Below are 14,482 nucleotides of genomic sequence, written 5' to 3' on the forward strand. Positions count from 1 at the left end.
CGATCGCGATCATCCCGGCTTGCGCTCCGCTGCGTCGGGCGACGGCGGCCGGGCCGCCGGTTCGGCGGTATTCTGCGCGTCTGGGCGCGCGTCGTTGTCATCGCTGCCGACGGGTCGCGACCCGTCCGCATAGGCCACGACGCTGCGCTGCGGATTGGCGATCCGAATCCCGCGTTCGAGGAACGTCTCCGCGATCCGCCGGTTGAATTCGCGCTGCACGCTCCAGCGCGCCGAGTCCGTGCACTGGATCTGACCGGCCAGCGCGAGCGCCGCGCCGTCGACCTGGTCGATGCCCCAGTAGCTGAAGTCCGACAGGATGCCGTCGTGGTACTTCGGATCGTCGCGCAACGCGGCGCCGATTTCCTTCAGCGTCGCGATCGCGCGCTCGACGTCCTCGCCGTACGCGATGCTGACCTTGACGGCCGCGTTGCCGAGCCCGCGATTCGTGTTGTTGACGGTCGTCACCGAGCTGAACGGAATCGTGTACAGCGACCCGTCGCCGGCGCGCAGCCGCACGGTGCGGATCGACAGGTATTCGACCGTCCCCGACACGCCGGCGAGCGTGACCCAGTCGCCGACCTGCATCGCGTTTTCCATCAGCAGGAAGATCCCGGTGATGAAATCCTGCACGAGCTTCTGCGAGCCGAAACCGAGCGCGACGCCGAAGATGCTGGCGCCGGCCAGCAGCGGGCCGACGTTTACGCCGAGTTCGCTGAGGCCCGTCAGCACGACGACGAGCGCGATCATCACGAACAGCAGCGAGCGCAGCATCGGCAGCAGCGTGCGCAGCCGCGCGGCGCGCACCAGGTTGCCTTCGCGCGTCCAGCGTTGCAGCCGGCGCTCGATCGCGATGTTGGCCGCTTCCCACACGACGAGCGCGACGATCGCCGCGATCGCGATCGTCACCAGCGCGGACGCGAGCCGGTGGCCGATCGTGCCCGTCTCGAATGCGCGGAAGATCGGCACGCCCCAGATCTGCAGTAGCAGCACGACGGTCACGACGCCGATCGCGCCCGACACGATCTGGCGCAGCAGCGGGTAGTAGCGGTATGCGTGCAGATGAACGAGCGTGCGATCGTCGTCGCGGCGCTGGAACAGCCGCGCGAGCGCACCGAACACGACGATCGACACCATCCGCATCGCGATCATCACGGCGATTGACCGGCCGCCGAGCGCGATCAGTACGCGGTAGCCGTTGTGGACGTCGAGCGCCCACACGAACCACAGCGCCATCACGATGAAGACCGATACGGGCGCCCACGCGTCCGCGAGCGCGTTGCCGACGACGGTGAAGGTCGGACGATCCGCGCCGGCGGCGCGGATGCGTGCCGCGACCGGCCGGCGGCACTGCAGGATCAGCACCGAGATCATCACGTGCCCGACGAGCGCGACGGCCTTCAGCAGCGCGACATGGCCGGCTTCGGTCAGGCCGAAGTTCGCGGCGATCTCGACGGCCGCCGTGCATGCACCGACCGCGATCACGATCCGCGCGATCGAGCGTTGCGCGAACGCGGCCCATGCGTCGCTGATATGCAGCAGCCGCAACTGCCGCGCGTCGGGCTGGAAGAACAGCCGGCTGACGATCGTGACGAGCCGGCAGATCACGTAGGTGTCGATCAACGCTTCGAGCGCGGCTTCGATCGGCGTGTCGGCTTCGACGAGCAACGACATCGTCAGGCTCGCGACGCCGACGAACACGAGCAGCGGTACCGCGCGTAGCGCGAGACTGATGAGTGCGCGCGGCATCCGGTTCAGCAGCGTGGTGTGCCGGCGGGCGTGGCCTCGGCTTTGCGACGGCGGGGGCGCGTGGTCCTCGTCCGATGCGGCGGCATCGGGCGCCGCGCGGCGCGCGGCCACCGCGGCCAGTGCGCGTCGCAGCAGCCGCTTCGCGAGCCATTCGACGACGAGCGCAGGCAGCAGCACCGCGAGGAGGATGCCGAGCGTGCGCGTCAGGTTCGCACGCTCGTCGGCGCGCACGAGCTTGTCGCGCCACCAGCTTCCCACCGAACCGATATCGAGCAGCGAGCGCAGCGACTCCTGCAGCGCGTTGCCGATCTGCGCGGCCCATCGCGAGCCCTGACGGACGAGCATCGAGGCGAGCCCGTTCGACGTGAGCGCGGCCGGCGCCGCGGCAGCCGATGCGCCGCTGGCTGCCGGCGCCGCGCTTGCCGGCACGGCGGGTGCGCTCAACGCGCCGACGGCCGCGATCGCGCGCAGCGTCGTTTCGACCTGCGCACGCTCGCGCGGGTTTTCGAGCACATTCAGTGCCTGCCGCGCCTCTTGCGGCGTCAGTGCGGGCGCGGCGCCGGAGGCGGCCGACGCGGCGGCCGGTGCGGGAGCGGCCGCGTGAGCGGCCGAGACGACGGCGGCGAGCAGCCAGCCGAGGAGGATATGTCGCATGGAATGGGCATGCGGGTGCGTCTCGTCACGCGGCCCGCCAGGCTGAACGATGGACGGAAGTTAACATGATCGCGATCGAAACCGAATAGTTCCGTCGTCGACGAGTTGAATCGGGCATGAAGGCGCCGGCACGGGCGTCGGCGGCACATGCCGGCAAGCCGTGTGCCGGATACGGACGGTCGACCGTCCGATATCGACAGGAACGTCATGTTGGCCCGGTCGTAAGGCGTCTGTAACGCGCCGTTGCCGATTCCTGTCAGCGATGCGCCGTTGCGGGAGCATTCGCCCGGCCACGATCAGCGCTCGCGTCGCATCATGTGAATTTGGATTCCTGATGAATCACGCTTGTTCGTCGTGAAAGACCGGCAACACATGCTCGGCGATTTCCTCGACGACGTCGCGCACCGGCCGGTCCGATCCCGGATTCAGCGTGACATGGTGCGTCCCGGCCGCGCGCATGTCCCGCAGGATATCGACCAACGCGCGGCGCCCGGTCGCATAACCGAGCGGCAGCGCGGTGGCGGGCGTATCCGGATGCGCGGCGAGATCGAGCCGCATCGATACGCCGAACGCGCGAAATTGCGGCGACGCGAGCCGCTCGACCGCCGCGCGCCACATCGAATAGCGGGAGCGCTGCGTATCCGGATCGCGGTGATACGTCATCCAGCCGATCGAATGCCGTGCGATCCAGTCGACGCTCTGTCCGCCCGAGCCGACCGCCAGCATCGGCACCGCATCGCCGTCGCGCGGCAGCAGCGTGAAGGCGGGCGCATCGGGTGGCGTCTGGTCGGGCAGCACGCGCGACGGCATGCCGAGCGCGGCCGCGACGACGTCCCAGTGCGCGCGATAGCGGTCGCGCCGGGTTTCCGCGTCGACGCCGAACGCCGCATATTCGGGTGGCCGGTCGCCGGAGCCGAGCCCGAGGATGAAGCGCCCGCCCGACAGCGTCGCGACCGACAGCGCGCCTTTCGCGATATGCAGCGGATGACGCAGCGGCAGCACGATCGCGCCGCTGGCGAGCGCGATCCGGCGGGTGCGCGACGCCAGTGCGCCGAGCAGTACCCACGGGTCGAGGTGGCCGACCGGGTCCGGATAGTCGGCGCTGTTCAGCGGCACGTCGCGAATCCACAGCGCGCGAAAGCCGAGCGAATCGGCCAGCGCGGCGAGTTCGAGTTGCTCGTTGAAGTCCGCGACGATGTGGCCGCCGCGAAGCAGCGGAAGCGTGAGGCCGATCGACAGCCGCCCGGACGAGAACACGCGATGCGCGACGTCGGGAGGGGCGGAAGCGGGTGGGGTCATGTCGGGTCCTTGGCGGCGAGGCAGCGGAAGCATGCGGGCGCTCCGTGTCCGAATGCTAGCGTGTTTGCGCGATGCACGAGCGGGACGGCGCAAACCCCGCGCTATCCGCTTCGCAACGCGAGACCCGGGCGGAACGCCGCGCATTGCGACGCGCGGTTGTCGCGATCGGTGCCGTAGAACAGCATGCGGTAGTCGATATCCGGCCCGTGCTTCGTGTCGGACAGGCAGCGAGTTCGGGTTCCGGTCGGGCGGTGGTGCGCCGCGGGAAAGGGCAAGTCCGGGCGCACGCGCGCCGCCGATCGTGGGGCGATTGTAAGGCGACTGGCCGCCCTGCAACGCGCCAACCCGACGATACCGACGCCACCGCCGGTGCGTTTCAGTTTCGAAACATTCGCGCTTTCTGACGGGGCACGATGCCTGCCCGCGGCCCCTGATGTGCCCGCGCGGCCTTGCGGCATGAAGCATGGTGCGCTCCTTGCATGGTTGTATGCGCCGTGAGCGCGATTGCAGGTGCAGTTGGCCCGGCAATCGCTTCAGTGGGTCGGATGTATCGAAGACGGGGACAAGAGAATGAAAAAAGACCGAAACGCAACATGCCGTGTTGCAAACATGAATCGCCGACCTGCCAGGGTATTCGCTTCGCCGCTGATCGCGGCGACGTGAGCGAGCGGCTTTCCGTTCCATCCGAACGATCGGGTTCGTTCTGAACGACGGCGTGCATGGGTGACGCGCGCGTCCGACCAATGTCGGTCGGCCGTCCAGGATGAACCGCGAACGCTGGCGGATGGCCGCGGCCCGGATCCCGAATCGTCATTCCATGGCGCAACGCACCCCGTCGCGCGGCGAATGCGTTTGCACGCCGCGCATGACATCGGCGTGACGAGCGCGACGAACGGGATCGGGTCGGGAAAGCCGATGACGCGCCGATGGGCGCGGCAGTGCGGAACACGTGAAGTCCGGGGGAGCGTCCGTCGATCGCGGTATGACGGACGTCGCAACATTGTGCTGTCAGTTGATCCACTACCCCGATGGATCAATTGTTTGAAGCGCCCGTCGCCGAGCGGCGATGGGCGTCTTTTTGCGTGCTGTTGCGTGCCGCGGCTAGCCGCGGCGGCAGCCCGCCCGATCGCACGGCGTTCTGTATCATGTGCTGGCGCGCGTGGCCGCCCGTGCGGGCGCACGACCTGCCCGCGCGACCGATCACGTTGCCAACATGAACGACACAGCCTTGCCCGACTCCTCCATCGCCGACGTCGATCCGGCCGCGCTCGATGCGCTGCACGCGTTCGTCGAGCGTCATCCGCGCCTGCTCGTACTGACCGGCGCGGGCATCAGCACCGATTCCGGCATTCCCGGCTACCGCGACCGCAACGGCCAATGGATGCGCTCGCCGCCGATCCAGCTCCAGGAATTCCTCGGCTCCGATGCCGCGCGGCGCCGCTACTGGGCGCGCAGCATGATCGGCTGGCCCGTGGTCGGCCGCGCGCGGCCGAACGGGTCCCATGTCGCGCTGGCGCGGCTCGGCGGCGCGGGCCGGATCGAGCGTCTCGTCACGCAGAACGTCGACGGCCTGCATCAGCGCGCGGGCAGCGACGACGTGATCGAGCTGCATGGCGGCATCAACGGCGTGACCTGCCTCGACTGCAGCGCGCATCATGCGCGGGCGACGATCCAGACCGTGCTCGAAGCCGACAATCCCGAGCTGCTGGGCGCGCAGGCCGAGCCGGCCGCGGACGGCGACGCGCATCTCGAATGGGCCGCGCTCGATACGTTCCGCATCCCGGCGTGCCCCGCGTGCGGCGGCCTGCTGAAGCCGGCGGTGGTGTTCTTCGGCGAGAACGTGCCGCGCGAGCGCGTGGCGCTGGCGTCGCAGGCGCTCGACGCAGCCGACGCGCTGCTCGTCGTCGGCTCGTCGCTGATGGTGTATTCCGGCTACCGGTTCTGCGTGTGGGCGCAGGCGCAGCACAAGCCGGTTGCCGCACTCAATCTCGGCCATACGCGCGCCGACCCGATGCTGACGCTGAAGGTCGAGGCGCGCTGCGCACCCGCGCTCGACGCACTGGTGACGCGGCTGGGGCTCGGGCGCAACAGCAACAGCGACACTGCGGAGCGTGCATCGTGACCGGCGCCGCTTCTTCTCACGATCCGTCCGCGCGGCTGTCGGCGCCGGCGGCCGAACGCAATCGCGGGCCGATCCTCGACGTGCTCCGCCGCGTGCTGCCGGCGACCGGCAGCGTGCTCGAAATCGCGAGCGGCACCGGGCAGCACGTCGTTCACTTCGCGCAGGCGTTGCCGGGCCTGCACTGGCAGCCGAGTGATCCCGACGCGCACGCGCGGCGTTCGATCGCCGCGTGGGTCGCGCATGCGGGCCTCGCGAACGTCGCCGGGCCGCTGGCGTTCGACGTGCGCGACACGCCGTGGCCGGTCGCGGCGCTCGACGCGATCGTCTGCATCAACATGATCCACATCTCGCCGTGGGCCTGTACGGAAGCGCTGTTCGCGGGCGCGTCGCGCGTGCTGCGGCCGGGCGGCGTGCTGTTCCTGTACGGCCCGTACCGTCGCGAAGGCCGCCATACGGCGGCGTCGAACGAGGCCTTCGACCGGCAGTTGCGCAGCCGCGACCCGTCGTGGGGCGTGCGCGATCTCGAGACCGTCGTCGCACTCGGGCTCGATCGCGGGCTCGACTGCATCGAGGTCGTCGAGATGCCGGCGAACAACCTGAGCGTCGCATTCCGGCGCCTGCCGCACGCGGAGCAATGACACGCAAGCGGGCAGCGCCGCCGGGTTTCCACTATCCTTTCGCCTGTGCGCGCGGCCCGGCTCGGGTCGCGCCCCGTTTTTTCCGGAGAATTGACTAATGGGCAAACAAGCAATCGGTGTGATCGGGCTCGCGGTGATGGGCCGCAATCTCGCACTCAATATCGAGAGCCGCGGTTACGCGGTGTCGGTGTTCAACCGCAGTCGCGAGAAAACCGACGAACTGATCGCCGAATTCCCCGGCCGCAATCTGGTGCCGACCTATACGCTCGAGGAATTCGTCGCGTCGCTCGAAACGCCGCGCCGGATCCTGATGATGGTGAAGGCCGGGGAAGCCACCGATGCGACGATCGCATCGCTGAAGCCGCTGCTCGAGAAGGGCGACGTGCTGATCGACGGCGGCAATACGCATTTCACCGACACGATCCGCCGCAACCAGGAACTCGCGCAATCGGGGCTGCATTTCATCGGCACCGGCGTGTCGGGCGGCGAAGAGGGCGCGCTGCGCGGCCCGTCGATCATGCCGGGCGGCCAGCGCGACGCGTACGATCTCGTCGAGCCGATCCTCAAGCAGATCGCCGCGAAGGCGCCGTCGGACGGCGAGCCGTGCGTCGCGTACATGGGTCCGGACGGGGCGGGCCACTACGTGAAGATGGTCCACAACGGCATCGAATACGGCGACATGCAGCTGATCGCCGAAAGCTACTCGGTGCTGAAGGACGTCGCGGGCCTGACCAACGACGAACTCGGCGCGGTGTACACCGAATGGAACCAGGGCGAGCTCGACAGCTACCTGATCGAGATCACGTCGAAGATCTTCGGCAAGAAGGACGAAGAGACCGGCAAGCACCTCGTCGACGTGATCCTCGATCGCGCCGCGCAGAAGGGCACCGGCAAGTGGACGAGCCAGAACGCGCTGGATCTCGGCGTGCCGCTGCCGCTCATCACCGAATCGGTGTTCGCGCGCGTGCTGTCGTCGCTGAAGACGGAGCGCGTCGCCGCCAGCAAGATCCTGTCGGGCCCGGCGGCCGCGCCGTTCGACGGCGATCGCGCCGCGTTCGTCGAAGCAGTGCGCCGCGCGCTGTACCTGAGCAAGGTGATCTCGTACGCACAGGGCTTCGCGCAACTGCGCACGGCGTCGGAAGAATACGGCTGGACCCTCGATCTCGGAACGATCGCGAAGATCTTCCGCGCGGGCTGCATCATCCGCGCGCGCTTCCTGCAGAAGATCACCGACGCCTACGCGAAGGATCCGGCGCTCGCGAACCTGCTGCTCGATCCGTACTTCAAGGACATCGCCGCGAACTATCAGACCGCGCTGCGCGACGTCGTGGTGGCCGCGGTGAAGGCCGGCGTGCCGGTCCCGGCGTTCGCGTCGGCGGTCGCGTACTTCGACAGCTATCGTTCCGAGCGGCTGCCGGCGAACCTTGTGCAGGCGCAGCGCGACTTCTTCGGCGCGCACACGTTCGAGCGCACCGACAAGCCGGGCAGCTTCCACGCGAACTGGGCCTGACCGGCGAGCGGGAGCAGCATTGTTGCGAAAATCTATGCTCTGAATAGGGTTTTTCCATCCCGGATGCCAGCATTGTTGGCTCCGGGGAAACAGTGTTTTCGTTCTTTCATGGTTTTCCCTAGGTGCTGCCGGGACTAAACTCTGTTCCATCGCTGCAGACATGGTGTGTGCGGCGGAGCAAAAAAATCCCGGAGGTAATCATGAAATCGCTGATCGCAACGTTCGCTGCTGCTGCCGTCCTCGCTGTCCCCGCCGTCTCGTTCGCTCAACAGAACGCGCCCGTCACCCGTGCCCAGGTGAAGGCCGAACTGGTTCAACTGCAACAGGCCGGCTACAAGCTGGGCAGCGACCGTACGAACTACCCGGAAGGCATCCAGGCCGCTGAAGCGCGTGTGAACCCGCAACAGAACGTCGCCGCCGCCGATACGACCGGCTACGGCGCACAACCGGCCGCCGGCCAGGAATCGGGCGTACCGGCTGCTGCCAAAACCGGCTGGCAAGTCAAGCGCATCGCTGACGGCGCACCGGTCTACAAGGGTCGTTAATGGTACGGCCGCGCTGGCGACCGCATCCGACCCCCTGTCGTACGAAAGCCCGTCGTTCCGCATAGCGGAACGACGGGCTTTTTCATTGGCGGCGCGCAATGCGCCGTCGTTCAGTGCAGCGGGCGTCTGCCGCGCCCGATATCGCGGAACAGCGCTTCCGCCGGTTCCAGCACCTGCAGCCACGTTTCGTCGTAACCGCTCAGCGTGTCGAGCGCGTCGCGCAGCCGTTCGATCGCGAGGACCGGCAGCTCGACGCTGTGACGCGTGGCGCCGGTCAGGTGCGTGACGCTCGCCAGCTGGACGAGCGCATCGGCCGCTTCGGCGACGTCGGTCGCGAACAGCAGGTGCCGGTTGAGCAATTCGACCAGACCGCTGGAACCGGCGAAATCGTCGGCGTCGAGCTGCACGGAGAGAAACGTCGCGTTATTCATTGTCATGGTCCTCGTTGTCGTTGGATCGCGCTGCGCATCACCGAGTATAGGCGGCGATCGAAGCGGACAATATGACGCCGCCGATACGGCAGGCGGCGGTGCGCCTCCGCGACAAACCGCGAGCAGCCACTGGGCGGCCCGCCCGGCCCGGCCAGCAGGCCGCCGGCGCCCGTGCGACGCCGCAAGATTGTTTCCGGATCGGGCAACTGTCGGAGCCTTGACCGCGACAAATGGTATCTTTGCCGATCGGGACGACGCGAAAAAGGGCCGATGAGCGCTTCGCACCACGTTCCGCTGTGGAAACTGACGGCCGCGAAAGCGGTCGGATACTGATTGATCCGGCCGTTCGGCCGGACATCGTGCGTCGCGCGCCGGGGGGCGGTGGGCGGCGCAACGACGCAAATCCGGGAGGACCCTTGAGAGAAACTATTCCCATCCACGGCGCGCTCACGCGCTGGCTGCCGCAGGCGGCGCTCGTCGCCGCGGCCATCGCGCTGACGGGCTGCACGATGACGCCGTGGACCGACAGCTGGCAGCCCACGCGCCAGCCGGCGTCCACGTCGGCGGCGACGCCGGGCGTGATTGCCGGTTATTACCGCGTGAACCCCGGCGATACGCTGGCGGGCATCGCGAACGCTTACGGGCAACGCGTGCAGGACGTCGCCAACTGGAACCGCATGGCGCCCACGGACGCCGTGTCGCCGGGCCAGGTATTGCGGGTCGCGCCGCCGCAGGCCGCGACTTCGTACGGGCAGCCGCCCGCGGCGGCCGCCCAGCCGGGCTCGCTCGCATGGCCGGCCACGGGCGTCGTCGCGACACCGTTCTCGGCCGGCAAGACGCGCGGCGTCGTGATCGCCGCATCCGGGCCCGACCATTCGGTGCGGGCCGCGGCAAACGGGCGCGTCGTGTACGCCGGCACCGGCGTCAAGGCATACGGTCCGCTCGTGATCCTGAAGCACGACAACGGGCTCATCACGGCCTACGGGCACAACGGCAAGCTGCTCGTCAACGAAGGCGACGCGGTGCGTCAGGGCCAGCCGGTCGCCGAAATGGGCGCCGACGCGAGCGGTCGTTCGACGTTCGAATTCGAAGTCCGCCAGAACGGCAAGGTCGTCGATCCGATGAACTTCCTGCCGCGCAACGGCGGCTGATCGTCGGCATCGCCACGTGTGCGCCGGGCGGCGCACACGTTCCCACCTTTCTCCCCCGCCTCTTTCACCTTTCCGCCTTCATCCTTCCTTAAGCGTCGCGCTGCCAGACTGTCTCGCATGATTACCGAGCCAGCAAATGCACAACGCGAGCGCCACCGCGCCCAGCGCGATCAGCGAACACTGGATCGCGACGGGCAGGTAGCCGTGCGGCCGCGGATCGACGAACGGGTAGGGGTACCAGTTCTCCGCCGCGCCGCGCACGAGCGTATAGCCGAGATAGACGACCGGAAAGCCGAGCCACGCGAACGCACTGCGGCGCGGAATCGGCGAGCGCGGTTCGACATACAGCCAGTCGCACAGCATCACGAGCGGTACGATCCGGTGCAATACCCAGTTGTTGAACGCCGGCGTGACGTGGAGCAGCGCATCGAGCCGCGCAAGCAGCAGCTCGTAGACGATCGCGGTGATCAGCACGTACAGCACGGCCGCGCCGCGCATCGATTCGTAGCGGGCCGAGCCGGGGCGCGCGATGCGCCACAGCCCCGCGGCCAGTATCGCGGCCGCGTAGAGGCTGCTCAGTTGCGTGAAGTAGCTGAGGTAGTTGCCGAGATGGAAGCTTGGCAGGCGCCAGTAGTCGGCGACGCTGTGCAGCGTGGTGGACACCGCGAGCAATGCGGCGATCAGCCGGTAGGCCGCAACGAAGAACGCTTTGCTCATGATGCCCGCGCGCCGTCGCACCAAAGCTTCATCGTGCCACAGCCGCCCGCCCGCGCGATGCGGATTTTCCATAGGGCAAGCCGTCACGCGGCGCGCGCCGACGATTCATCGGTTATTTGACCGCGCCGTGCAAAACTGGACGCCCGTGCGGCTACAATCGCCACAGCTTTGCCGGGCGCAGGCCGTTTGCAATGGGCGCCCCTCCCCGAATACGACACGAGACGAAGCATGAAAAACATCCTCGCGAAACAGACGCGCTACAGCTCGCCCGCGATCTTCTTCCACTGGGCCATCTTCCTGCTGGTTGCGCTGGCCTACCTGGCCATCGAGATCCGCGGACCGAAGGGCAGCGACAGCCGGGCGTTCTGGATGAGCGTGCACCTGACGGCCGGTACGTTCGTCCTCGTGCTGTCGGTGCTGCGCGTGCTGTGGCGCGTCGTCAGCCGCGTGCCGGAACCGATTCCGCAGACGACGCTGCTGCGCTGGCTGTCGAAGCTCGCACATTTTGCGCTTTACGCGTTCGTCATCGCGCAGCCGCTGCTCGGCATCATGACGATCAACATGGGCGGCAAGCCGGTGTCGCTCGACTGGCTCGGCGTGTCGTTCACGCTGTTCGGCCCCGACAAGGCGCTGCGGCCGACGATCAAGGAGGTGCACGAGCTGATCGGCAATGCGTTCTACTTCGTGATCGGCCTGCATGCGCTGGCCGCGCTCTACCATCATTTCATCCGGCGCGACGACGTGCTGCGCCGCATGATGCCCTGATCGTCCGGCTGCCGGCACGCGCAGCACGCGGGGGCGCATGGTTGTGTTGACAACCATGCGCCCCCGGTTCGTTTACCGTGCGCCCGCACTGGTCATCACGTTGAACATTCTGTAACATCGCGGCTGTTTTTTACATTCCGCTGACTCGTTGCCGTACATGCTGCACCGACATCGTCACCTGACTGCCTGGCTTGGCCTGCTCGCGATCTGGATCGCGATCGCGGCGCCGCTGGTGTCGCAGTGGCGTATCGCCCATGCGGCCACGCCCGAGGCGATCGTCTGCAGTACCGAGCATGGCGCGCATCGTCCGTCCGATGCGCGCGGCATGCACGATCATGCGCTGCATCTCGACGCGTGCGGCTACTGCGGTTTCTTCGCGCATAGCCCGGCCATCGGCGCGCCTGCCGCCGTGTCGGTCGACTCCCTTCCCGTCGTTTCCGTTTCCGCCGCCGCGTCGCCTGCCGTCGCGGCGCGCGGCGACCGTTATCCGCGCGCCTATCCGCGCGCACCGCCCGAGCGCGCCTGACGCGTTTCTTCCGTTCTTATCACCGCCGATATCCGTGCGACCGTCGAGGCCGCGTGGAGGGCGTCACTCGGGCTTTCGATCATGACCAATTTCCAGTTGCGTGCGCCGCGTGCGCCACGCAATGCCGGTGCGCGGCCTTTACCGCGCATGCTGAAACTCACCGTCCGCGCGCTGGCCGTCGGCGCGCTGACCGCGGGCGCTGCCGCAGCCGACACCGCGCATGCTGCCGGTGCGCCGACGGGCGATGCGGCCATGCTGTTGCCGCCCGTCGAAGTCGTCGCGTCGCCGCTGTCGACGCCGCTCGTCGTCGTCACCGATCCGAAGGCGCCGCGCCAGCCGCTGCCCGCCAGCGACGGCGCCGATTACCTGAAGACGATTCCGGGCTTCACGTCGATCCGCAGCGGCGGCACGAACGGCGACCCCGTGCTGCGCGGGATGTTCGGATCGCGGCTGAACATCCTCGCGAACGGGATGCCGACGCTCGGCGCGTGCCCGAACCGGATGGATGCGCCGACGTCGTACATCGCGCCGGAAAGCTATGACGAGGTCACCGTCGTGAAGGGGCCGCAGACCGTGCTGTACGGTCCGGGCGCGTCGGCCGGCACCGTGCTGTTCGAACGCGTGACGCCGCGTTTCGAGCGCCCCGGCATGCGCTTCGACGGCAGCCTCGTCGGCGGATCGTTCGGCCGCAACGACCAGAACCTCGACCTGACCGCCGGCACGCCGGACGTCTATGGCCGCGTCACCGCGAACCACGCGCATTCGCAGGACTACCAGGACGGCAACGGCCACACCGTGCCGTCGCAGTGGGACAAATGGAACGCCGATGCCGCGCTCGGCTGGACGCCCGACGACCATACGCGTGTCGAGCTGACCGCCGGCACCGGCGACGGCTATGCGCGCTATGCGGGCCGCGGGATGGACGGCGCGCATTTCCGCCGCGAGACGTTCGGGCTGTCGTTCGACAAGCGACATCTCGGCGACGTGCTCGACCGGATCGAGGCGCGCGTGTACTACAACGAAGCCGATCACGTGATGGACAACACCACGTTGCGGCAGCCCGATCCGACGAGCAGCATGCCGATGCGGATGGCCGCAGACGTACGCCGCCGCACGGTCGGCGCGCGTGCGGCCGCGACGTTGCGCTTCGGCGACGACGTCAAGCTCGTCACGGGTGTCGATGCGCAGTCGAACCGGCTCGATTCGCGTTCGTCGATGGGGCGGCAGAACTACCGAAACCAGCCGTGGGATGCGCAGGCGACGATGTGGAACGCGGGCGTGTTCGGCGAACTGACGTGGTATACGAGCGACGTCGCGCGCGTGATCGGCGGCGCGCGCGTCGACTATGCGAGCGCAGGCGACAAGCGCGCGATGACGCCCGGGATGATGACGAGCAAGCCGAATCCGACGTTCGACGACGATCGGATGAAGGTGCTGCCGAGCGGCTTCGTGCGCTACGAGCGCGATCTCGCGTCGCTGCCCGTCACATGGTACGCGGGGATCGGCCACGCAGAGCGTTATCCGGACTACTGGGAATTGTTTTCCGCGACGCGCGGGCCGGCCGGTTCGGTCAACGCGTTCTCGGCGGTGCAGCCGGAGAAAACCACCCAGCTCGACGTCGGCGCGCAATACAAGAGCGACCGCTTCGATGCGTGGGTGTCCGCGTACGCGGGCTACGTCCAGGACTTCATCCTGTTCAACTATGCGGCCGGCATGATGGGCCCGACCACGCAAGCGACCAACGTCAACGCGCAGATCATGGGCGGCGAAGCCGGTGTGTCGTGGCGGCCGGTCGCGCCGCTGCGCATCGAGACGTCGCTCGCGTATGCGTGGGGGCGCAACGTGGCGAGCGGCGATCCGCTGCCGCAGATGCCGCCGCTCGAAGCGCGCATCGGGCTCGAATACACGCGCGGCGCATGGTCGGCGGGCGGCCTGTGGCGCATCGTTGCGCCGCAGCATCGCTATGCGCCGAACGAGGGCAACGTGGTCGGCAAGGACTTCGGCCCGAGCGCCGGATTCGGCGTGTTGTCGCTGCATACGCAGTACAACGTCAGCAAGACCGTGCAGATCTCGGTCGGCGTCGACAACGTGCTGAACAAGGCCTACACCGAGCATTTGAACCTCGCCGGCAATGCCGGTTTCGGCTATCCGGCGAACGCGCCGGTGATGGAGCCGGGGCGTACCGCATGGGTGCGCGTGAGCGCGAAGCTGTAGCGTGCATCGCGCGTGTGCGTCGCAGCATGCGCGTGCCTGGACGCCGCACCGCCCGAACGGGCGGCGCGCGTCAACCGATTAGAGAACCGTATCTAGTCGGGGCGCAAACGTTCGCGAGTCGTGCTTCACTCCCGCATTCGACCCGCGCGGTGCGCGCAATGCGG

Annotated in this window: 12 protein-coding genes; 8 read left to right on the forward strand and 4 right to left on the reverse strand. The window is 68.0% G+C overall.

Annotated elements, in window-relative coordinates; genetic code table 11:
- Positions 1-9: 9 nt before the first annotated feature.
- Complete coding sequence (locus GJG85_RS28895; protein ID WP_089489149.1) at positions 10-2,400, reverse strand: mechanosensitive ion channel domain-containing protein; 2,391 nt, start codon at positions 2,398-2,400, stop codon at positions 10-12.
- Positions 2,401-2,739: 339 nt separating this feature from the next.
- The gene (locus GJG85_RS28900; RefSeq protein ID WP_204384140.1) at positions 2,740-3,699 is read right to left on the reverse strand and encodes an LLM class oxidoreductase; all 960 of its coding nucleotides are present in this window, start codon (positions 3,697-3,699) and stop codon (positions 2,740-2,742) included.
- A gap of 1,213 nt (positions 3,700-4,912) precedes the next feature.
- Here GJG85_RS28900 and GJG85_RS28905 point away from each other — a divergent pair.
- From GJG85_RS28905 to GJG85_RS28920, 4 genes are all read left to right on the forward strand, one after another.
- Positions 4,913-5,821: an NAD-dependent protein deacetylase gene (locus GJG85_RS28905; protein WP_089489150.1), complete on the forward strand. Its 909-nt coding sequence runs from the start codon at positions 4,913-4,915 to the stop codon at positions 5,819-5,821.
- Positions 5,818-6,459 carry a DUF938 domain-containing protein gene (locus GJG85_RS28910; RefSeq protein ID WP_050011311.1) on the forward strand — a complete coding sequence of 214 codons (642 nt, stop codon included), beginning with the start codon at positions 5,818-5,820 and terminating at the stop codon, positions 6,457-6,459. The genes GJG85_RS28905 and GJG85_RS28910 overlap by 4 nt, the downstream gene beginning before the upstream one ends.
- 97 nt (positions 6,460-6,556) lie before the next feature.
- Positions 6,557-7,969 carry an NADP-dependent phosphogluconate dehydrogenase gene (gene gndA / locus GJG85_RS28915; protein WP_050011310.1) on the forward strand — a complete coding sequence of 471 codons (1,413 nt, stop codon included), beginning with the start codon at positions 6,557-6,559 and terminating at the stop codon, positions 7,967-7,969.
- Positions 7,970-8,169: 200 nt separating this feature from the next.
- Positions 8,170-8,514 carry a DUF4148 domain-containing protein gene (locus GJG85_RS28920; protein WP_069618486.1) on the forward strand — a complete coding sequence of 115 codons (345 nt, stop codon included), beginning with the start codon at positions 8,170-8,172 and terminating at the stop codon, positions 8,512-8,514.
- Between the two features lie 110 nt (positions 8,515-8,624).
- On the opposite strand, the gene GJG85_RS28925 is transcribed toward GJG85_RS28920, so the two are convergent.
- Positions 8,625-8,945 (reverse strand): hypothetical protein, encoded by a 321-nt coding sequence (locus GJG85_RS28925; RefSeq protein WP_011694691.1) that lies wholly within the window; start codon positions 8,943-8,945, stop codon positions 8,625-8,627.
- A 416-nt stretch (positions 8,946-9,361) separates the two neighbouring features.
- Between GJG85_RS28925 and GJG85_RS28930 the strand changes: the two genes are divergently transcribed.
- Positions 9,362-10,096, forward strand: coding sequence for a M23 family metallopeptidase (locus GJG85_RS28930; protein ID WP_050011308.1), 735 nt, complete (start codon positions 9,362-9,364; stop codon positions 10,094-10,096).
- 78 nt (positions 10,097-10,174) lie between these two features.
- Here GJG85_RS28930 and GJG85_RS28935 read toward each other — a convergent pair whose 3' ends face one another.
- Positions 10,175-10,813 carry a Pr6Pr family membrane protein gene (locus tag GJG85_RS28935; protein WP_124638283.1) on the reverse strand — a complete coding sequence of 213 codons (639 nt, stop codon included), beginning with the start codon at positions 10,811-10,813 and terminating at the stop codon, positions 10,175-10,177.
- A gap of 228 nt (positions 10,814-11,041) precedes the next feature.
- Here GJG85_RS28935 and GJG85_RS28940 point away from each other — a divergent pair, with 228 nt between their 5' ends.
- The 3 genes from GJG85_RS28940 to GJG85_RS28950 all read left to right on the forward strand — a co-directional run bounded on the left by GJG85_RS28940 (position 11,042) and on the right by GJG85_RS28950 (position 14,318).
- Positions 11,042-11,578, forward strand: a complete 537-nt coding sequence (locus tag GJG85_RS28940) for a cytochrome b (protein WP_050011307.1) — start codon at positions 11,042-11,044, stop codon at positions 11,576-11,578.
- A gap of 157 nt (positions 11,579-11,735) precedes the next feature.
- Positions 11,736-12,104, forward strand: a complete 369-nt coding sequence (locus tag GJG85_RS28945; protein WP_050011406.1) for a DUF2946 domain-containing protein — start codon at positions 11,736-11,738, stop codon at positions 12,102-12,104.
- An 81-nt stretch (positions 12,105-12,185) separates the two neighbouring features.
- A complete protein-coding gene (locus GJG85_RS28950; protein ID WP_050011306.1) occupies positions 12,186-14,318 on the forward strand; it encodes a TonB-dependent copper receptor in 2,133 nt (710 codons plus the stop codon).
- Positions 14,319-14,482: the final 164 nt, after the last annotated feature.

It is taken from the genome of Burkholderia sp. MS389 (genome assembly GCF_016899425.1).
GTDB lineage: Bacteria > Pseudomonadota > Gammaproteobacteria > Burkholderiales > Burkholderiaceae > Burkholderia > Burkholderia sola.